Origin of the sequence: Natronomonas sp. (assembly GCF_028274965.1) — an archaeon.
In the GTDB taxonomy this organism is placed as follows: Archaea; Halobacteriota; Halobacteria; order Halobacteriales; family Haloarculaceae; genus Natronomonas.
Map to the genome: position 1 here is coordinate 1 of NZ_JAQCNO010000015.1, position 17,993 is coordinate 17,993.

Consider the following 17,993-nt stretch of genomic DNA (forward strand, 5'->3'; position numbering starts at 1 on the left):
ACACAGAACGGAGCGAGCGAGTCAGGATCGAGGTGAGCGACGTCCAGGAGAACGTCGCCTTCGCGGACGTCATCGAGCGGCTGAGTTACTACGACTGAGGCGCTCGCGCGTGGTCGCGCCGCGGTGATCGGAGGCGCGACCCGGACGGGCGCGTCGGTCGCCTCCGGTTCCGCGCGAGCGGTGTTTTATCTGAGGGGCGCGCGAGGGACACGGTACCACACATGACCGACCAACCGCCCTGGATGCGCGTCGAGGCCGAGCACGACGACGAGGTGATCGGCGAGACGCCGCTTGCCCGCCTGTTCGAGGACAGCGCCGGGCGCCACGCCGAGCGGGCGGCCCAGTGGTACAAAGGCGGGGTGTACGATCGGTCCCTGACGCCGGCGGTCCTGCCGTCGGCGCCGCCCGGCGAGTACGAGTCGGTGGACTACCGGACGATGCGAGAGGTCGTCCGATCGCTGGCGGCGGGCTTTCGGGAACTCGGCGTCGAGGCCGGGACGAGAGTCGGGATATTCGCCGACACGCGGATGGAGTGGGCCCACGCCGACCTCTCGCTTCTCGCGGCCGGGGCGGTGGTGACGACGGTGTACACGGAGTCGGGCCCCGAGCAGGTCCGGTACCTGCTCGACGACCCCGGCGCGGCGGGCGTCGTCGTCGAGAACGAGACACTGCTCGAACGCGTCCTCGACGTCGAGTCCGATCTCGAGTTGTCGTTCGTCGTCGTCATCGACGGCGTCGAAGGCTACGACGACCGCGGGGACATCCACTCGCTCGCCGAGGTCCACGACCGCGGGGCCGACGCGTTCGACCCCGAGTCCTACGAGTCGTGGATCGACGCCCGGGGGATGGGCGACCTCGCGTCGCTGATCTACACCTCCGGAACGACCGGGAAGCCGAAAGGCGTCCGGCTCACCCACCGAAACCTCCGGTCGAACGTGAACGCGCTCCGAAAACGCTTCGCCGACCGACCCGACCGGGGGCCGTCGGTCCCGTCGCTCGACGAGACCGACCGGGTCCTGTCGTTTCTGCCGCTCGCCCACGTCTTCGAGCGCGTCTCCGGGCACCTTCTCGTGTTCGGGAGCGGCGCAACGGTCGCCTACGCCGAGTCGACGGAGACGGTCGCCGAGGACATCCGCGCGGTCCGCCCGACGAGCGCGTCGTCGGTGCCCCGCGTGTACGAGCGGATCTACGACGGCATCCGAACGGAGGCCCCGGACGCGGTCTTCGAGCGCGCCGTCGCGATCGCCCGCGAGTGGGCGCGGACGGACGATCCGGGGCTCGGGCTCAGGCTCAGACACGCGGTCATGGACCGACTCGTCTACTCGTCGGTGCGAGAGCGTATGGGCGGCAACATCGAGTTCTTTGTGAGCGGCGGCGGCAGCCTCTCAAAGCGGCTCTCGGAGCTCTTCGAGGGGATGGGCCTCCCGATATTCGAGGGGTACGGGCTGACCGAGACCGCGCCCGTCGTCTCGGTGAACCCGCCGGAGGACTCGCGGCCAGGGACGCTCGGTCCGGCGCTGTCGAACGTCGAGACGCGGCTCGAGGAGGCGGTCGTTCCGGCGGCGCGACGCGGCGAGACCGACGGCGACATCGGCGAGTTACACGTCAGGGGGCCGAACGTCACGGCGGGGTACTGGGACCGCCCGGAGGCGACCCGCGAGGCGTTCACCGACGACGGGTGGTTCCGGACGGGCGACGTTATCGAGCGGACGGCGGGCGGATACCTGATCTACCACGACCGGATCAAACAGCTCCTCGTGCTCGACACCGGGAAGAACGTCGCCCCGCAGCCGATCGAAGACGAGTTCGCGACCTCGGATCGGATCGATCAGGCGATGGTCATCGGCGACGATCGGCCGTTCGTCGCGGCGCTTTTCGTGCCGAACTTCGAGGCCATCGAGCGGTGGGCCGACGCCGAGAGGATCGATCTGCCGGCGGATCCGGCCGCGGTCTGTGCCGACGAGCGCGTCAGGGAGTACGTCGGTCGGGAGGTACGGCGGGTCAACGAGTCCCTCTCGGGGTCCGAACGCATCAAGGAGTTCCGGCTGCTGCCCGTCGAGTGGGATCCCGACAACGACCTCCTGACGCCGTCGATGAAGCTGAAACGCCGGAACATCGCGGACCGCTTCGGGGACCGGATCGCGGAGATCTACGGCGCCGACGCCGACGCCGACGCCGACTCTGACGGCGACGCCGGGTGATCTCCGAGGCGGCGTCGGGATCCGCACGCGCCGGGTCGAACCGGTGGCCGGAGGGTCCACCGAGTAGGTTTTCAACCGCGGAGCACTGGAGGCGACCGTGACCGCGAGCTCGCCGCACGAGGCGCTCCGATCGGACGACGCGCTCGGACCGTTCGTCGAGCGGTACGGCCGGCTCGAACCCGACGTCGAACCGGACCTGTTCCGGCGGCTCGTCGTCTCCGTCCTCCAACAGCAGATCTCGATGGCCGCGGCGGAGGCGACGAGAGAGCGGCTCTTCGAGGCGGTCGACGTCACGCCGGAGGGGATCTCGGAGACGGACCCCGAGACGCTCCGGGACTGTGGGCTCTCGCGACAGAAGGCCGAGTACGTCCGGAACGTCGCCGAGGCGTTCGAGGGGGAGTACGACAGGGCGTACTTCGAGGGGGTCGACGACGAACGCGTCATCGAGGAGCTCACGACGATCACGGGGGTCGGCGAGTGGACGGCCCGGATGCAGCTCCTGTTTTCGCTCGGCCGCCCCGACGTGTTCCCGGTGGGGGACCTCGGCGTCCGGAAGGGGATGTGGTCGCTCTTCGACGACGGGATGACCCGAGGGGAGATGACCGCCGAGGCCGAGCGCTGGGCGCCTTATCGGAGTTACGCGACGGTGTACCTGTGGCGGATCGGGGCGGACGACGACCCAGCGTAGACGAACCCCCGGAGGAGGCCGGATCAGAACGGATTTACCGGCCGTCTCCGTGTTCGGTACGATGAGCACGAACGTCGTACTCGCGTCGCTCGCACTGTGTACGGGCTTTCTCGCCGGAGCCGCCTTCGCCGCCGTCGGGGTCCCGATCCCGGCCCCGCCGACGGTTACCGGGGTCTTGGGCATCGTCGGGATCTACCTCGGGTTTCGCGCGGTCGAGCGCCTCGGCATCGGGATCGACCTCGTCGCCGGCCTCGGGCCGTGAGCGACCGGGAGCGAAGGAGATAGGCCGCTGGCGGCGCTAACCGGGGCATGGACCGGAATCTCGGCGTGTATCTGGTCACCGACGCGGGGCTCTCGGGGGATCGATCGACGATAGAGGTCGTCGAGGCGGCGATCCGCGGCGGCGTCGACGTCGTCCAGCTCAGAGAGAAGGGACGGCCCGCGAAAGAGCGGTACCGACTCGGCCTCGAACTGCGGGAGCTGACGCGGGAGGCGGGGGTCACGCTCATTGTCAACGACAGGGTCGATATCGCCGGCGCGATCGGCGCCGACGGCGTCCACGTGGGCGACGACGACCTCCCGCTGTCGGTCGCGGGAGAGCGACTCGGCGCGGACGCGATACTCGGCCGTTCGGTCTCGACGCCCGAGGCCGCCCGCGAGGCCGAACGCGCCGGCGCGGACTACCTCGGCGTCGGTGCGGTGTTCCCGACGGGCTCGAAGCAGACCGACCCCGAACAGTCCGAAATCGGCCTCGAACGGGTGCGCGCGATCCGCGAGGCGACCGACCTGCCGTTCGTCGGCATCGGCGGGATCACGCCCGACACCGCCGGCGACGTCGTAGAGGCGGGCGCGGACGGCGTCGCGGTCATCTCGGCGATCGCGGGCGCCGAGGACCCGGCGGCGGCGACCCGGCGACTCGGCGAGGCGATCCGCTGAGACGAGCCGTTGGGCTGTCGGAGCGGGCCGTCGAGGCGCCACCGCGGGCAGCGTGAACCCTTATTTCGGTGGCTCCCCTATCGTGCGTATGAGCACGTACAAACGCGTCAACTACCGCGAGATCGAGCCCGTCTCGGGGGGGATGCACTTCCTCCGGGAGCCTCTCGACAGCGAGCGGGTCGGCGTGACCATTACCCGCTGTGAGCCGAACTGGAACAGCCGACCGCACGACCACGCCGAGAACGGCCACGAGGAGATCTACGTCCTCATCGAAGGAACCGCGACGGTCGTCATCGACGGCGAGTCGGTCGAGATGGAAGACGGGGACGCGGTCTGGATCCCGCCGGAGGCGACGCGACAGATCAGAAACGACGACGAGGAGTGCGCCTTCGTCCTCGTGAGCGCGCCGGCCTCGATCGAGCCCGAGGACGGCAACGCCGAGTGGAGCACCGACGGATTCATCGGGTAACGCTAGCGCCGGCGCCGACGGCCGCGTCGCTGCTCGTGGCGGTGTTGGTACTGACGCTGAAATGTGGATCGGCGACGAACGGTAGGATTCGACGCGTCGCTTCGCGCTATCGTTCGCAATAAAGTGTCGCGGTGCCGCCGGAGTAGCCCGAACCGACAGCGAAGTCGAGGCCGTCAGTACGAGCGGACCTTCGGTTCGTACTCCTTGTTCTCGCCCTCGAGGACGACCGGCTTGTAGTACAGCTCCGGCGAGCCGTCGTTCCAGGAGATCATCGTGTGTTTCAGCCACTCACCGTCCTTGCGCTCTTGGTGTTCCTGTCGCCAGTGCGCGCCGCGGAACTCCTCGCGGGCCAACGCGCCGAGGGTGATCGTCTCGGCGATGTCGATGAGGTTTCCGGTCTCGATGGTGTGGATGAGGTCGGTGTTGAACGTCCTGGAGGGGTCCGACACCGCGACGCCCTGGTAGCGCTCGCGGCACTCCCGGATAACCTCGAGGGCCTTCTTGAGGTCCGCCTCCCGCCGGAAGACGTTGACGTTCTCTGTCATCGTCTCTTGGAGGTCCTCGCGGATCTCGGCGTGGTTCGTCCCGTCGCGTTCGAGCATGTCCTCGATGCGGGCGCGTTCGCGCTCGACGGCCCGCTCGACGAGTTCGACCGGTTCGACGAGCGCGCCGTCGGCCGCCACGTCGCTGTCGGGCGTGTCGAGCGCGCCGGGTTCGACCGGCGTGTCGAGTCCGTCCTCGGTCTCCGTCCTCGCGGAGGGGCCGGTGTCGACCTCCGCGGTGCCGAGGTCGCGGCCGGCGGCGTGGTGGCCGGCGCGGGCCCCGAAGACGATGAGTTCCGGGAGCGCGTTGCCGCCCAGACGGTTCGAGCCGTGCACGGAGGCACAGGCGCACTCGCCGGCGGCGTACAGCCCCGAAACGCACGTCTCGCCGTTCTCGTTCGTCTCGATGCCGCCCATGTGGTAGTGCTGGCCGGGCTTGACCGGCATCGGTTCGTCGATGGGGTTGACGCCCTCGAAGTCCTCCGCGAGGTGGATGATGTTCTCCAGGCGGTCGTTGATCCGCTCCTCGCCGAGGTGACGCATGTCCAGATAGACGTACTCGTCGTTGATCCCGCGGCCCTCGTTGACCTCCGTCAGCTCCGCCCGCGAGACGACGTCCCGGGAGGCGAGTTCGCCGGCGTTGTTCGCGTAGCCGCCCTCGAACATGAACCGCTCGCCCTCGCTGTTGTACAGGATCCCGCCCTCGCCGCGGACACCCTCGGAGATGAGCACGCCCGTCGACGGCAGCGTCGTCGGGTGGAACTGGACGAACTCCATGTCCTCGACCGGGACGCCGGCGCGGTACGCCATCGCCGGGCCGTCGCCGGTGTTCGCCACCGCGTTCGTGGTGTGTTCGAAGACCTGACCGTCGCCGCCGGTCGCGAGCACGACGCCGTTTCTCGCGCGGAAGCCGACGACGTCGCCCGATTTGATGTCGTAGGCGACGCAGCCGTGACACTCCCGGTCCTCGGGGTCGTCGTGATCGGTCACCGCGAGTTGGCTGACGTAGAACTCGTCGTAGACCCGGATGCCGCGCTTGACGGCCTGCTCGTACATCGTGTGCAGGAGGTGATGGCCCGTCTCCGCGCCGGCGTAGGTCGTCCGGGGGAACGAGAGCCCGCCGAAGGGCCGCTGTGAGACGCGCCCGTCGTCCTCCCGGGAGAAGGGCATCCCCCAGTGTTCGAGTTGGATGACCTCCTCGGGGGCGTCCTGGGCGAGCGTCTCGATGGCGGGGGCGTCGCCGAGGTAGTCCGACCCCTTCATCGTGTCGTACGCGTGAAGCTCCCAGTCGTCGCCGTCTCTGAGCGCGGCGTTGATGCCGCCCTCCGCCGCCCCGGTGTGCGAGCGGACGGGGTGCAGTTTCGTGACCATCGCGACGTCCGCGCCCTCCTCTTCGGCCGCGATCGCGGCCCGGAGTCCGGCCCCGCCGGCGCCGACGACGACGACATCGTGTTCGTGTATTGTCATGGTGTTGGGTTATGTTTTGAGTGACTTGAGAGTACTGCTACCAGAACTTCAGGTTCGATTTGACGGCCTCGCGTTTCAGCTCCTGGATGTGCTCCGTGAGGGGGATGTCCTTCGGGCACACCTCGGTGCAGGAGAACTGCGTCTGGCAGCGCCAGACGCCGTGTTCCTGTTCGATGATGTTGAGCCGGTGGGCCTTCATGTCCTCGCCCTCCCGTTCGTCCATCGCGAAGCGGTAGGCCTTGTTGATTGCGGCGGGGCCGAGGTACTCGTTGTCGCCGGCCGCGACGTTACACGAGGACATACAGGCGCTACACCAGATACACCGCGTGGACATCTTGACCTTCTCGCGGTTCTCGCGGCTCTGTCGTTGCTCCTCGCCGGAGGGGAGTTCGTTCGTCTGGAAGTACGGCTCGACGGACTCCATCTGGTCGTAGAAGTGCTCCATGTCCACGATGAGGTCCTTGACGACGTCCGCGTGGGGGAGCGGTTCGATCCGAACCGGCCACTCCAGGTCGACCATCTGGGTCTTACAGCCGAGCCGCTGGCGGCCGTTGACGAACAGCGCATCGGAGCCACAGACCGCCTGCCGACAGGAGTGCCGGAAGGTGAGACTCGAATCGAAGTGATCCCGGGCGTAGATCAGGGCGTCGAGCACCGTCATCCCCTTCGTGAAGGGGACCTCGAACGTGTCGAAGCGGGGGTCCTTCTTGCCCTCGACCTCGGGGTCGTACCGGAACACCTTGAGCCGCACCGTCTCGTCGTGCTCCGAGAGGTCGTTGTCGGCGCGCTCTTTCATGTCGGCGCGCTCGCGTTTCTCCGAGAGCCGGCGCGTCTGGTGTTCCGACTCCTCGCTCGATTCCGATTCCGTCTCCGTGTCTCGCTCTTTGATTTGCGTACTCATTGTTAGAACAGCCCCGTCATGGCGGTCGCGACGCGGATCCCCTGAGCGATCAAAAGCGCCCCCGCGGCGACGAGCAGCCACTTGACGACGGTCTTTTGGGTGCCGTCGAGACCCTGGTTGACCAACGCGTTGTACACGCCGTTGACGCCGTGGAAGGCCCCGGCGATGAGAAACGACACCATCGTCAGGAAGTACCCGACCTGGCTCATCCGGGCCTGTGTGCCGAGGAAGGTGATGTCGCCGGCGTGGTTGACGAAGTGCAGAAGCATGAAGTGAAACGCCAACACGACGACGAGGAACCCGGCGGTGATGCGCTGCAGCAGCCAGCGCGTGCCCTTCGGCTCGAACGAGGAGTAGTGATCCGCCATCTCAGATCCCCCCGAGGAACGTCGGGATGCTCGCGATTGTGATGACGCCGGTCGCGACCATCGCGGCGTAGAACGCCTTGTCCTGTGCTTCGAGCCCGATGCCGAGATCGACGAACAGCAGGCGGATGCCGTTGAGGATGTGGAAGGCGGCCACCGCAAGCAGGCCGACCTCGAGGACGCGGACGACGAGGAGGCTCTCGAGGCTCTGTAGGGTTTGGGTGTACACTTCGCCGCTCACCGTTGCGCTGCTCAACACGGCGACGTGGGTGAACAGATAGCCGATGAGCACCCAGCCGGTGAACTTGTGGAAGATCCACGCCCACATTCCGGCGGAGAACTCCTTCCACCGCCCGAAGTCCTCGATCAGACCCCGGTCGTACGATTGACTCATGTGGTTGCTTCTGTGGACCGCGCGGGTATAGTAGTTACTACCGACGAACGATCGACAACCGCGGCAGGGCGCGGGTCGCCGGAACCGCTCACTCGGCCGTCCCGTCGGCCGTCTGTCGGAACGCCCGGAGCGTCATCTCGTCCAGGCCAACGAGGTGACAAAGCGGGTTCCCGGGGTACACGAGGGGGTTCTCTGGGACGCCGATCAGGAGGCCCCTGAAGGGGGCCGTGACCGGCGTCGGGTCGGACTTGAATGGGTTGGTGATCGTACAGACGGTCTCGCCGGCCTCGACGAGCGAGCCGCGGTCGTGGTGCATCTCGACTAACCCCCCGGCGTCGGCCCGGAGCCACGTCTTCTCGTCGGACCCCGAGACGACGGTCCGCCACCCCGGCCATCTGACCGCGTCCGTCGGCCGGAGGCCGAACTCCGCCATCACCGAGAGCGAGCCTTCCAGAGCGGCGTCGATCAGGGGCCGCTGGAACCGGTGGGCCTCGCCGAGTTCGACGGTGATCGTCGACGTTCCGACGGCGCTCGCCTCGCGGCGCAGCGATCCCTCCGGCCCCTTGCCGTCGATGATGACGTTCGAGCCGAAGGCCTTTGCGACCCGTTCGACCGACGGATCGGACGTGTCGGCCCGGACGTGGAGCATGTTGCTCCGGCCCCGCGTCGAGGTGTGAAAGTCCAGCCCGATGTCGCACGGTTCGACGAAGTTCCGGAAGATCCGGTGGGCGATGCGTCGTGCGCTGGTCCCGGTGTCGCTGCCCGGAAACGACCGGTTGAGGTCCCGGTCGTATATCGGGAGGTACCGCTGTTGGGCGAGAAAGCCGGGGACGTTGAGGACGGGCAGACAGACGAGCGTCCCGCGGAGCCCGGCGTGGTCCCACGAGTGGGCGATCTCACGGACGATCTCGATCCCGTTGAGCTCGTCGCCGTGGGCGGCCGCCGAGAGACAGAGCGTCGGTCCCTCGCGCTCGCTGTTGACGATCGTCACCGGGAGCCGAACGGGGTCGCCGAGGTACGTTTCGCTGACGCTGAACCTGAGGTTCGCCGTCTCGCCGGGCGCGACGGACCCGTCGTCGTACGTGAACGCCGTACTCATACTCGGGTCACGACGAGCGCTCTTAAAAGCCCGCGGACGCCGTCCCGGCCACCGGCAGGGTTTTGCCGCGAGCGGGCCAGAGGTGACCATGTCGGACGACCCCACCGTCGGCGTTCTCAGCCTCCACAGCTCGAAGGAAACGAAGGCGATCCTGAACGCGGTCGACGCGCTGGGCTGCGACGCCGAGTGGCTCCGTTCGGAGAACACCGTCGTCGAGATAACGGACGGGGCGGTGACGCTCGAACCCGACGTGGACGTCGTCGTCAACCGGCTGTTGCTCTCGAAGGAAGAACAGCCGGCTGAGGCGCTCGGCCTGGCGACGATGCTCGATCGGATCCGGCCGGTTCTGAACGCGCCGACCGCGGCGATGACGGCGATGCACAAGTTCGCCTCGGGGGCGGCCCTCGCGGCGGCCGGGATCCCGGTTCCGGACGCCGTGATGGCGCTGTCGGGCGAGCTGTTGAACGCCAGGCGAGGGCGGTTCGGCGAGGAGGTCGTCTACAAGACGGCCATCGGGACGCACGGCGGCGGCACGTGGAAGCTCGACACCGACGATCCGGTCAACCCGATGGTCGGGGCGCGACAGGCGTTCCTCCAGGAGCTCATCGAACACGAGGAGAGCCGCCACCACGACCTGCGGGTGTACGTCGTCGACGGGCGCGTCGTGGGGGCGATGAACCGCTACGCGCCGGACGGTGAGTGGCGGACGAACGTCGCGTTGGGCGGCGCGGTTGAGGACGCGACCGACGATCTGCCGGCGGAGGTCACAACGATGGCCGGGCGCGCGGCCGAGGAGATCGGCCTCGACTACGCCGGCGTCGACATCGTCGAGAGCGAGGCGGGCTATCACGTCCTTGAGGTGAACCCCACGGCCGGGTTCCGGGGGCTGTTCGACGCGACCGGGCGCTCGCCGGCGCCGCGGATCGCCCGCCTCGCGATCGAGCGGGCCGGCGGCGACGTCGATCCGGAGCGGGTCCGCGAGTTGACCGCGAGCCTCGACGACTCCCGCCCCTCGTGTGCGCCGCGCCCGGAGCCGACGACCGGCTCCGAGACGACCGTCATCGGGTACGTCGAGGAGGTCATCGTGATGGGGACGAGCGGCCAACGCACCGTGATGGCCAAATCCGACACCGGCGCCACCCGGACGAGCGTCGACGCCCGGCTGGCCGCCGAGATCGGGACCGGGCCGATCAAGGACATCGTCACGGTCAAATCCGGTAGCCTCAAGTCCGGGCGATCGCGGCCGGTCGTCGATCTCGTCGTCGCCGTCGGCGGGACACAACACACCGTCGCCGCGAGCATCGAGGACCGCTCGCACATGGAGTACCCTCTGCTTTTGGGCCGCGACGTCCTCGAACGCTACCACGTCGACGTCCGCCGGCGGGCCGACGAGAGCGGCCTCAAGGCGGCGATCGAGGAGTGAGCCGGCGGTTTTTACCGCCCGACCCCCAATCGAGGGGCATGCAGGCAGTCGTTCTCGCCGCCGGCGAGGGGTCCCGAATGCGGCCGCTGACCGAAACCGTCCCGAAGCCGATGCTGCCCGTCGCCGATCGGCCGCTGTGTGCACACACCGCCGACGCGGCCGTGGCGGCCGGAGCCTCGGAACTCGTCGTCGTCGTCGGCTACGAGGCCGACGCCGTCCGGGAGTTCTTCGGCGACGAGTACCGCGGTGTCCCCGTTTCGATCGCGGTGCAGGAACGCCAGCGGGGGACCGCCGACGCCGTCCGGGCGGCCCGAGAGCACATCGAGGGCCCCTTCGCGGTGCTGAACGGCGACAACCTCTACGAGCCGGCGGCGATCGACGCGCTCTTTTCGGCCGCGCCCTCGATCGCGGCGGTCGAGGTCGAGGACCCGCGGAACTACGGCGTACTCTCGACGACGACGGCGGGCGATCGGGTCACCGAAATTATCGAGAAGCCGAGCGATCCGCCCTCGAACCTGGCGAACGCCGGGGCGTACGCGTTCCCGGAGCGCGCCATCGAACACCTCGACGTCGATCGAAGTGAGCGCGGCGAGTACGAGCTCACCGACGTCGTCACGCGGGTGATCGAGACGGCGGAGGTGACGCCGGTAACGCTGTCGCGGTGGCTCGACGTCGGGCGACCCTGGGAGCTACTCGCCGCGAACGAGTGGAAGATCGACGAACTCGAGGGGCGCACCGACGGCGACATCGCCGAGGGAGCGACGCTCCGCGGGACCGTCGTCGTCGAGGCCGGGGCGAGCATCGAACCGGGCGTCGTCGTCGAGGGCCCCGCGATCGTTCGGTCCGGGGCCGAGGTCGGGCCGAACGCGTACCTGCGGGGCGCGACGCTTGTCGGCGAGGACTGCCACGTCGGGAACGGCGTCGAAATAAAGAACAGCGTCCTGATGGCGGGCGCGAACGTCCCGCATCTCTCCTACGTCGGCGACAGCCTCCTCGGGCCGGAGGTGAACCTTGGGGCCGGCACGCAGGTCGCGAACCTCCGGCACGACGACGAGGCCGTCGCACAGACGGTCAAAGGCGAGCGCGTCTCGACCGGACGGCGGAAGTACGGCATCGTCGCCGGGCCGGGGGCGAAGACAGGCGTCAACACGAGCCTCGCGCCGGGCGTCGTCCTGTCGGCCGGCGCGCTGACGGAGCCGGGCGAGTCGGTGCGTCGGGACCGCTGATCGGGCCCGAGGCGTCGCCGGGGGTCGGGTCGGGTTTTAAGTCCGGGCGGCGGCACCCTCGGGTATGACGATCGAGTACCCGGACCTCTCGGGACGGACGGCGTTCATCACGGGGACGACCCGCGGCATCGGCAAGTCGATCGCGCTCGCACTCGCCGAGCAGGGCTGTAACGTCGTCTCGACGGGGAAGACGAGCGAGGAGGACGACTACGGCAACGACAAGGGCCTCGAGGGGTCGATCGAGGAGACAGCGAGGGCCTGCGAGGCGAAGGGCGTCGAGGCGATGCCGATCAAACTCGACGTCCGGAAGCAGGCGAGCGTCGACGCGGCCGCCGAGGCGGCGATCGATCGCTTCGGCGAGGTCGAAATCGTCATCAACAACGCGAGCGCGATCCAACTGGCGGCCGTCGAGGACCTCCCGCCGAAGCGATTCGACCTGCTGACGGAGGTGAACGTCCGCGGCACCTACCTCACGTGTCGGGCGTTTCTCGACCACCTCAAGGGCGTCTCCGGGGACGCCTGGATCCTGACGAACGCGCCGCCGGTGACCGTCGGGAGCGCGCCGGGGGAGGCGCCCTACGCGTGGTCGAAACTCGGGATGTCGTTTCTGACGCTGTCGCTCGCGAGCGAACTCGAGGACCACGAAATCGGGTGTAACGCCTTCTGGCCCGTGACGGCGATCGACACCCGGGCGACGCGGTACTTCGGGCTCGGCACCGAGGACGACTGGCGGACGCCGGAGATCGTCGCCGACACGGTTCTGGAGATGCTCCGGCGGGACCCCTCGACGTACACCGGCAACGCCGTGTACGACGAGGAACTGCTCCGCTCGGCCGGCGTCGAGGACTTCTCGGAGTACAACCTCACCGAGGGCGATCCGACGCCCATCTCCGCGCGGATGTTCGACCCGGACTACGAACGCTCCGAGTGAGCCCGGTTCCGGCGATCCGTCCGCGAACACAACCGTTCATGTGTCCCCCGGTTCATCCGGGAGGTAAGATGGTGGACCCGACGTCGGATCTCGGCGAGGACGTATCGGAGGCGGAGGCACCGCGCTGTGTGGTCTGTGGGGCGGCGATAGTGCAGTCGCCGACGCACCGCGTCGTGACGCGCGTCGAGGGCGACAGCGTCGAGACGACGCACTTCTGTGGTGACGACTGTCGCTCCGAGTGGCGCGGGTGATCGGCCGCCGCTGTGGGGTCGGTGGCGTCCCGCGATCGCGATGGCGTGTTATTATTACCGTGGACGCGTAGCGTGTCGTATGGTCGAACAGGACGAGGGTGTCGAACACCTGATGTCGTCGCCAGTCGAGTCGGTGCTACCGGAAACGACGATGGCCGACGCCGCGGAGGTGCTCAGCCGGAAGAGCATCGGGTCGCTCGTCGTCGGGGACGAGCGGATCGAGGGCATCGTCACGGAGTCCGACATCGTGGGCGCCGTCGGGGAGGCGCTCGACCCGGAGACGCCCGTCTCGGCGCTGATGTCGGATCCCGTCGTGACCATCCGCCCGACGGAGTCGATCCAGACCGCCGCCGAGCGGATGGGTCACAACGGCGTCAAAAAGCTCCCCGTTGTCGAGGACGGATCGGCGATCGGGATCATCACGACGACGGACCTCGCGTTGCACCTGCCGGAGTACCGGGTCAACATGGCCCACCAGGCCGAGGCGGACATCGTCGACGGCGAGTGGGAGTAGCCGACGGCCGCGGGCCGGTCAGTAGGTGTCGTCGAGGTCGGACTCGTAGTGGCTGTGCTCGTCGGCCGGGAACGCGCCGCTCTCGACGGCGTCGGCGTACGATTCGATCGCCGATCGCATCTCCGAACGGGCGTCGCCGAAGCGCTTCGAGAAGGGGGCGACGCGCTCCGAGAGGCCGATCACCTCGTCGACGACGAGGACCTGCCCGTCGCACTCGGGCCCGGCCCCGATGCCGATCGTCGGGATCGAGAGCGCCTCGGTGACCGAGGCGGCGAGGTTCGCCGGGACGTGTTCTAACACGAGCGAGAACGCGCCCGCAGCCTCGTGTTCGCGGGCGAGGTCCTTGATCTCTCGCGCCGAGTCGTTGTCGGTGCCCTGACGGTAAAGCCCTGTCTCGTTTTCGCGTTGGGGCGTCAATCCGAGATGCGCCTGGACCGGAACGCCAAGACGCGTCAGCCGGCGGGTCAACTCGATCGTGTGCGGGCCGCACTCGAGTTTGACCGCGTCGGCGTCGGCCTCCTTGAGCATGCGACCGCAGTTCTCGATGGCGTCGTCGTCGTCGGCTCCGAAGGAGAGAAACGGCATGTCGGCGACGACGAGCGCGTCCTCGGTCGCCCGGGAGACGGCGGCGGTGAAACTGCACATCTCGTCGACGGTGACCGGAAGCGTCGAGTCGTGACCGAGCCGCGTGTTCCCGACGGAGTCCCCGACGAGGACGATGTCGATCCCGGCGTCGTCGGCGAGTCGGGCCGTCGGCGCGTCGTAGGCTGTGAGCATCGCGATCGGCTCGCCGCCGGCCCGCTCCCGGATGTCTTTGGCTCGCATGCCACCCGCTGGGTCGGCCGCCGGCTTAAACGCACACACTCGCCGGAAACCGTAACGGCTTACGGGGAGACCGACGGAGACCGGACAATGCCGCCCCGCGTCGAGACGACCGACCCCGACGGGATCGACTACGGGTGGGTGATGCAGACGACGTTCGTCCTGACCGTCGTCGTCGGGGCGCCGGCGGTCGGCGCGCTCTCTTTGTTCGTCGAGTTGGCTACCTGGGCGGAGCGGGCGAACTTCGCCGTCCGGGTCGGGGCGGTCGTCTGGCTCGTCGTCACCACCGCCGTCTACCTGTACGCCCGGAGCCACGCCGAGACGTCGGCGTAGTCGACGCCGGCCCGCTGTGCGGTCGTCTCGTCGCGGTCGGTGTCGCCGATGAAAAGCGTCGTCGCCGGGTCGCCCTCGAGGCGGCGGATCGTCTCCGAGAGCGGCTCCGGATCGGGCTTTTCGGTCGGGACGGTGTCGCGTCCAACGACGGCGTCGGTGTCGATCCCGCCGATGTCGTGCTCGGAGAGCGCGATCAGACAGGCCGCCCGACAGTTCAACGAGCAGACGCCGACCGGGGCCGACGGGACGGTGTCGGCGGCCGGAAGCCTCGTCGATCGCTCCGCCCCGTCGCGTTCGTGTTCCGAGAGGACCTCCTCGACGGCCCCGCGGACGCCCCGCTCGTCGGCCGTCTCGAGCATCGCCCAAAGCGAGTCCGGCGGTTCGATCCCGCGGTCTCGAAGCGCCGCGGCGACCGCGTCGGCGGCGGCGTCCCAATCGACCGCCAGGCGCACGAGCGTCCCGTCGAGATCGAACACGAACGTCCGGTAGGTCTCGCGCACAGCTACCCCCGGATCGACTCGACGACGTCCCGGCCGCTCGCGTCGAGGCCGCCGGCCTGTGCGACCGCCGAGGACCCGCCGCCGCCGCCGCCGAAGCGGTCCGTCAGCGTCTCGACGACGTCGGCCGCGTTCGCCTCCCCGGCCCCGACCGCGAGTTGGCCCGACGGGGTCGCGAGGACCAACACGTCGACGCCGTCGGGTCGATCCCGGACCGCCTCGGCCAGCGCGTCCGGGTCGGCCTCGAGGACGCCGGCCGCCCAGCGGAGCCCCTCGCGCTCGAAGGGATCGGCAGCGACGTCCTCGACGCGCCGTTCGACGCGCTCGGCGCGGAGTTCGTCTCGCTTTTCTTGGAGCGCCTCGCGGTCGGCCTGCAGCCGCTCGATCGCGTCCAAAAGCGACTCGGCGTTCGTCCCGAGCGCCCCGGTCGCGTCGGCGAGCGCCCGCTTTTCGGTCGCACGCCGGTCGATCGCCTCGGGGCCGACGGCGAACTCGATCCGCGTCAGCCCCTCCCCCGGATTCGATCGATCGAGGACGGTGACGGGGCCGATCTCTCGGGTGTTCGGGACGTGCGTGCCGCCGCAGGCCGCCGCGTCCCAGCCGTCGATCTCGACGATCCGGACGGTCTCGCCGGAGAGCCCCTCCTCTGTCTTCGTGTTGAACGCGACGTCGTCGCGGTTCAGCGCCTCCTCGCGGGGGAGCCGCTCCCAGGACACCGGGGCGGAGTCCCAGACGCAGCGGTTGGTGAGCGCCTCGAGTTCGACGACCGCGTCGTCGTCGATCTCGGAGGGCGTCCGGAGGTCGACCCGGACCTTCTCGGTCGTGATGTCGAACCCGCCGTAGCCGAGGTCCTCGAACAGCCGCCGCCCGGCCCCATAGAGCGCGTGGCTCGCGGTGTGGGCCCGCATACAGTAGCGCCGAAACGTCGGGTCGATCTCGCCGCGGACGGTCGTCTCGGGGTCGATCCGGCCGTCGATCGCGTGGACGACGGTGCCGTCTTCCTCCCGGACGTCGATCACGTCGTGGCCGTCGATCGTGCCGCGGTCGGCCGGCTGGCCGCCACCGGCGGGGTAGAAGTACGTCTCCGAGAGGACGACATCCGCGCCGCCGCGCTCGACTGTTGCTTCGAAACTGAGCGTTCCGGGATCGTCCGGAGCGTTCGACGGTGCCATACCGCGTGTATCCGCCCGGCGCTGGAAAAGTGGGTCGGTCACTCGGCGAGATCGACGTCGAGGGCCTCCTCGAGCGCCTCGACGAGCGATCCGCCGACGTTCGCGCGGGCGGCCCGGCCCTGCTCTACCGCGACGATGTCGTCCTCCTCGACGCCGAGGTCCGCGGCGAGTTCGTCGATCCGCAGGCCGGCCGCCTGTCGCGCCTCCTCGAGTGCGGCGCCGTAGCCGTCGACGAGATACGGGAGCGGGTCGTCCTCGTAGTCCGTCCCCGACTCGAAGTCGGTATCGACAGACCGGGCGTCGTCCATCCTGGCGGCGTTTCGGGCCGCCTTCCGCCGCCGCGTCTGCTCCGATCGCTGCTTGTCGGGATCGGACCCCGATCCCGACCTCGACCCCTCGCCGTGTTTCCGACACTCGCTGCAGACGTCCAGTTCCGCGCCGGCGACGGTTGTCGTCTCGAGCGACCGGCCCTCGGCACCGCAGAGTTCACACGCACCGCTGGGGCCGCTCCCGACGCCGCCGGTGGAGTACTTCGCCATAGTCCAACCGACTCCCGGAGCGCACTTCAACCCCGCGCTCGAACGCGCCGATCGCCCCGTCGAACCCCGGGATCGAGCCGCGGGAGCCGCCGGAGGGAGCGGCGATCGGGGGGAAAGGAAAGCGCTTTTATTGTACCCCGGGTTACGAAAGCACGCGGAACGAAACCAGCGTGCGTGGGTAGCCAAGCTAGGCCAACGGCGCAGCGTTGAGGGCGCTGTCCTGTAGAGGTCCGCCGGTTCAAATCCGGTCCCACGCACTGCCGGCGGCCACCGCCGCCGAACGACAGTGCGGGTGCTCGAAGACAGCACCCACGCATCACTTCTGGCGAACGAAACGGCGACCTCGGAGCCCGGCGCTCGGAACGCCCGAGGGCTCAGAACGTCCGCAGCGTCTGGAGGTCGTGTTCGGTCCGTGCGAACTCCGAGAGCCGGCGGCTCGCGTGACAGCCGGGGCAGTGAAACGTCCGCGCCGGATCCGGGAGCTCGCTCGGTGATTTCTGCCAGGCCTTTCCGCACTCCGGACACAGTAATCGGGCGTACGTCTCCATAGATGCTCCTACGCGGGTGGTGTATGAAAACTCTTGGCACGGTTCGGCCGGGCGACAGAAGCGCTGCGGCGCCCGCGGATCGGGGGTCAGCTCAGAGGTCAGGCCGTGGCGACTTCGCTCGCTTCGAGGAGCTCCTTGTAGCGGTTGCGGATGGTGACCTCGGAGATGTCCGCAACAGCCGAGACCTCGTTTTGGGTCACCTTCTGGTTGCACAGAAGCGCCGCGGCGTAGACGGCGGCGGCCGCGAGGCCGACCGGCGACTTTCCGGAGAGGACGCCCTCGCTTCGGGCCGCCTCGATGAGGTCGCGGGCCCGGCGCTCGACCTCATCGGAGAGTTCGAGGTCGCTGATGAACCGAGGGACGTAGCTCTCGGGGTCGGCGGGCTTGACCTCGAGGTTCAGCTCCCGGATGATGTAGCGGTAGGTCCGGGTCAGTTCCATCTTATCGACGCGCGAGACGCGCTCGACCTCGTCGAGGCTGCGTGGGACGCCGGCCTGTCTGGCGGCGGCGTACAGCGCAGCGGTAGAGACGCCCTCGATCGAGCGGCCGGGCAGGAGGTTCTCGTCGAGCGCGCGGCGGTAGATGACCGAGGCGGTCTCCCGGACGTTCTCCGGGAGGCCGAGGGCCGACGACATCCGCTCGATCTCGCCGAGGGCCTGTTTGAGGTTGCGTTCT

22 protein-coding genes and 1 tRNA gene are annotated in these 17,993 nt (G+C 68.9%); 12 read left to right on the forward strand and 11 right to left on the reverse strand.

Annotated elements, in window-relative coordinates:
- Positions 1-221 precede the first annotated feature (221 nt).
- The 5 genes from Q0916_RS02635 to Q0916_RS02655 all read left to right on the forward strand — a co-directional run bounded on the left by Q0916_RS02635 (position 222) and on the right by Q0916_RS02655 (position 4,294).
- Positions 222-2,201 carry an AMP-dependent synthetase/ligase gene (locus Q0916_RS02635; RefSeq protein WP_299234002.1) on the forward strand — a complete coding sequence of 660 codons (1,980 nt, stop codon included), beginning with the start codon at positions 222-224 and terminating at the stop codon, positions 2,199-2,201.
- Between the two features lie 97 nt (positions 2,202-2,298).
- A complete protein-coding gene (locus Q0916_RS02640) occupies positions 2,299-2,889 on the forward strand; it encodes a DNA-3-methyladenine glycosylase family protein (protein WP_299234004.1) in 591 nt (196 codons plus the stop codon).
- Between the two features lie 61 nt (positions 2,890-2,950).
- Positions 2,951-3,151, forward strand: a complete 201-nt coding sequence (locus Q0916_RS02645) for a XapX domain-containing protein (RefSeq protein ID WP_299234007.1) — start codon at positions 2,951-2,953, stop codon at positions 3,149-3,151.
- A 47-nt stretch (positions 3,152-3,198) separates the two neighbouring features.
- Entirely contained in the window at positions 3,199-3,825 is a 627-nt protein-coding gene (thiE, locus tag Q0916_RS02650) for a thiamine phosphate synthase (protein WP_299234010.1), read from the forward strand.
- An 88-nt stretch (positions 3,826-3,913) separates the two neighbouring features.
- The gene (locus Q0916_RS02655) at positions 3,914-4,294 is read left to right on the forward strand and encodes a cupin domain-containing protein (protein WP_349254498.1); all 381 of its coding nucleotides are present in this window, start codon (positions 3,914-3,916) and stop codon (positions 4,292-4,294) included.
- A 173-nt stretch (positions 4,295-4,467) separates the two neighbouring features.
- Here the strand turns inward: Q0916_RS02655 and Q0916_RS02660 are convergent, their stop codons facing one another.
- From Q0916_RS02660 to Q0916_RS02680, 5 genes are all read right to left on the reverse strand, one after another.
- Positions 4,468-6,297 carry an FAD-binding protein gene (locus tag Q0916_RS02660; RefSeq protein ID WP_299234053.1) on the reverse strand — a complete coding sequence of 610 codons (1,830 nt, stop codon included), beginning with the start codon at positions 6,295-6,297 and terminating at the stop codon, positions 4,468-4,470.
- Positions 6,298-6,340: 43 nt separating this feature from the next.
- The gene (locus tag Q0916_RS02665; RefSeq protein WP_299234013.1) at positions 6,341-7,204 is read right to left on the reverse strand and encodes a succinate dehydrogenase/fumarate reductase iron-sulfur subunit; all 864 of its coding nucleotides are present in this window, start codon (positions 7,202-7,204) and stop codon (positions 6,341-6,343) included.
- A 2-nt stretch (positions 7,205-7,206) separates the two neighbouring features.
- A complete protein-coding gene (locus tag Q0916_RS02670; RefSeq protein ID WP_299234015.1) occupies positions 7,207-7,572 on the reverse strand; it encodes a succinate dehydrogenase hydrophobic membrane anchor subunit in 366 nt (121 codons plus the stop codon).
- 1 nt (position 7,573) lies between these two features.
- The gene (gene sdhC / locus Q0916_RS02675; RefSeq protein WP_299234018.1) at positions 7,574-7,963 is read right to left on the reverse strand and encodes a succinate dehydrogenase, cytochrome b556 subunit; all 390 of its coding nucleotides are present in this window, start codon (positions 7,961-7,963) and stop codon (positions 7,574-7,576) included.
- 88 nt (positions 7,964-8,051) lie between these two features.
- Positions 8,052-9,062, reverse strand: a complete 1,011-nt coding sequence (locus Q0916_RS02680) for a succinylglutamate desuccinylase/aspartoacylase family protein (RefSeq protein WP_299234021.1) — start codon at positions 9,060-9,062, stop codon at positions 8,052-8,054.
- An 88-nt stretch (positions 9,063-9,150) separates the two neighbouring features.
- Between Q0916_RS02680 and Q0916_RS02685 the strand changes: the two genes are divergently transcribed.
- From Q0916_RS02685 to Q0916_RS02705, 5 genes are all read left to right on the forward strand, one after another.
- The gene (locus Q0916_RS02685) at positions 9,151-10,485 is read left to right on the forward strand and encodes a RimK family alpha-L-glutamate ligase (protein ID WP_299234024.1); all 1,335 of its coding nucleotides are present in this window, start codon (positions 9,151-9,153) and stop codon (positions 10,483-10,485) included.
- A 38-nt stretch (positions 10,486-10,523) separates the two neighbouring features.
- Positions 10,524-11,711: a bifunctional sugar-1-phosphate nucleotidylyltransferase/acetyltransferase gene (glmU, locus tag Q0916_RS02690; protein WP_299234027.1), complete on the forward strand. Its 1,188-nt coding sequence runs from the start codon at positions 10,524-10,526 to the stop codon at positions 11,709-11,711.
- A gap of 64 nt (positions 11,712-11,775) precedes the next feature.
- Positions 11,776-12,642, forward strand: a complete 867-nt coding sequence (locus tag Q0916_RS02695) for an SDR family oxidoreductase (protein ID WP_299234030.1) — start codon at positions 11,776-11,778, stop codon at positions 12,640-12,642.
- A 68-nt stretch (positions 12,643-12,710) separates the two neighbouring features.
- Positions 12,711-12,893 (forward strand): DUF7576 family protein, encoded by a 183-nt coding sequence (locus tag Q0916_RS02700; protein ID WP_299234033.1) that lies wholly within the window; start codon positions 12,711-12,713, stop codon positions 12,891-12,893.
- Positions 12,894-12,972: 79 nt separating this feature from the next.
- Positions 12,973-13,407 carry a cyclic nucleotide-binding/CBS domain-containing protein gene (locus tag Q0916_RS02705; RefSeq protein ID WP_299234035.1) on the forward strand — a complete coding sequence of 145 codons (435 nt, stop codon included), beginning with the start codon at positions 12,973-12,975 and terminating at the stop codon, positions 13,405-13,407.
- Positions 13,408-13,425: 18 nt separating this feature from the next.
- On the opposite strand, the gene panB is transcribed toward Q0916_RS02705, so the two are convergent.
- Complete coding sequence (gene panB, locus Q0916_RS02710) at positions 13,426-14,232, reverse strand: 3-methyl-2-oxobutanoate hydroxymethyltransferase (protein ID WP_299234038.1); 807 nt, start codon at positions 14,230-14,232, stop codon at positions 13,426-13,428.
- An 87-nt stretch (positions 14,233-14,319) separates the two neighbouring features.
- Between panB and Q0916_RS02715 the strand changes: the two genes are divergently transcribed.
- On the forward strand, positions 14,320-14,562 hold the full coding sequence (locus Q0916_RS02715) for a DUF5822 domain-containing protein (protein WP_299234041.1): 243 nt from the start codon (positions 14,320-14,322) through the stop codon (positions 14,560-14,562).
- On the opposite strand, the gene Q0916_RS02720 is transcribed toward Q0916_RS02715, so the two are convergent.
- The 3 genes from Q0916_RS02720 to Q0916_RS02730 are packed head-to-tail and all read right to left on the reverse strand — an operon-like array spanning position 14,523 to position 16,770.
- Positions 14,523-15,062: an HAD family hydrolase gene (locus Q0916_RS02720; RefSeq protein WP_299234044.1), complete on the reverse strand. Its 540-nt coding sequence runs from the start codon at positions 15,060-15,062 to the stop codon at positions 14,523-14,525. The two genes, Q0916_RS02715 and Q0916_RS02720, sit on opposite strands and share 40 nt — an antisense overlap.
- Before the next feature lie 2 nt (positions 15,063-15,064).
- Positions 15,065-16,231: an alanyl-tRNA editing protein gene (locus Q0916_RS02725; RefSeq protein ID WP_299234046.1), complete on the reverse strand. Its 1,167-nt coding sequence runs from the start codon at positions 16,229-16,231 to the stop codon at positions 15,065-15,067.
- 38 nt (positions 16,232-16,269) lie between these two features.
- A complete protein-coding gene (locus Q0916_RS02730) occupies positions 16,270-16,770 on the reverse strand; it encodes a helix-turn-helix domain-containing protein (protein ID WP_299234048.1) in 501 nt (166 codons plus the stop codon).
- 172 nt (positions 16,771-16,942) lie between these two features.
- Between Q0916_RS02730 and Q0916_RS02735 the strand changes: the two genes are divergently transcribed.
- Positions 16,943-17,027 (forward strand) — tRNA-Leu (locus Q0916_RS02735).
- A 117-nt stretch (positions 17,028-17,144) separates the two neighbouring features.
- Here Q0916_RS02735 and Q0916_RS02740 read toward each other — a convergent pair.
- Positions 17,145-17,318, reverse strand: a complete 174-nt coding sequence (locus Q0916_RS02740) for a hypothetical protein (protein WP_299234050.1) — start codon at positions 17,316-17,318, stop codon at positions 17,145-17,147.
- A gap of 98 nt (positions 17,319-17,416) precedes the next feature.
- The coding region (locus Q0916_RS02745) for a transcription initiation factor IIB (protein ID WP_299234052.1) at positions 17,417-17,993 on the reverse strand (577 nt) is incomplete at its 5' end.

Coding starts and splice junctions, on each gene's coding strand:
- Q0916_RS02685 (WP_299234024.1), top strand. CDS start 9,151: ATGTCGGACGACCCCACCGTCGGCGTTCTCAGCCTCCACAGCTCGAAG.
- Q0916_RS02700 (WP_299234033.1), top strand. CDS start 12,711: ATGGTGGACCCGACGTCGGATCTCGGCGAGGACGTATCGGAGGCGGAG.
- thiE (WP_299234010.1), top strand. CDS start 3,199: ATGGACCGGAATCTCGGCGTGTATCTGGTCACCGACGCGGGGCTCTCG.
- glmU (WP_299234027.1), top strand. CDS start 10,524: ATGCAGGCAGTCGTTCTCGCCGCCGGCGAGGGGTCCCGAATGCGGCCG.
- Q0916_RS02695 (WP_299234030.1), top strand. CDS start 11,776: ATGACGATCGAGTACCCGGACCTCTCGGGACGGACGGCGTTCATCACG.
- Q0916_RS02725 (WP_299234046.1), bottom strand. CDS start 16,231: ATGGCACCGTCGAACGCTCCGGACGATCCCGGAACGCTCAGTTTCGAA.
- Q0916_RS02670 (WP_299234015.1), bottom strand. CDS start 7,572: ATGGCGGATCACTACTCCTCGTTCGAGCCGAAGGGCACGCGCTGGCTG.
- Q0916_RS02665 (WP_299234013.1), bottom strand. CDS start 7,204: ATGAGTACGCAAATCAAAGAGCGAGACACGGAGACGGAATCGGAATCG.
- Q0916_RS02715 (WP_299234041.1), top strand. CDS start 14,320: ATGCCGCCCCGCGTCGAGACGACCGACCCCGACGGGATCGACTACGGG.
- panB (WP_299234038.1), bottom strand. CDS start 14,232: ATGCGAGCCAAAGACATCCGGGAGCGGGCCGGCGGCGAGCCGATCGCG.
- Q0916_RS02705 (WP_299234035.1), top strand. CDS start 12,973: ATGGTCGAACAGGACGAGGGTGTCGAACACCTGATGTCGTCGCCAGTC.
- Q0916_RS02655 (WP_349254498.1), top strand. CDS start 3,914: ATGAGCACGTACAAACGCGTCAACTACCGCGAGATCGAGCCCGTCTCG.
- Q0916_RS02645 (WP_299234007.1), top strand. CDS start 2,951: ATGAGCACGAACGTCGTACTCGCGTCGCTCGCACTGTGTACGGGCTTT.
- Q0916_RS02680 (WP_299234021.1), bottom strand. CDS start 9,062: ATGAGTACGGCGTTCACGTACGACGACGGGTCCGTCGCGCCCGGCGAG.
- sdhC (WP_299234018.1), bottom strand. CDS start 7,963: ATGAGTCAATCGTACGACCGGGGTCTGATCGAGGACTTCGGGCGGTGG.
- Q0916_RS02635 (WP_299234002.1), top strand. CDS start 222: ATGACCGACCAACCGCCCTGGATGCGCGTCGAGGCCGAGCACGACGAC.
- Q0916_RS02730 (WP_299234048.1), bottom strand. CDS start 16,770: ATGGCGAAGTACTCCACCGGCGGCGTCGGGAGCGGCCCCAGCGGTGCG.
- Q0916_RS02740 (WP_299234050.1), bottom strand. CDS start 17,318: ATGGAGACGTACGCCCGATTACTGTGTCCGGAGTGCGGAAAGGCCTGG.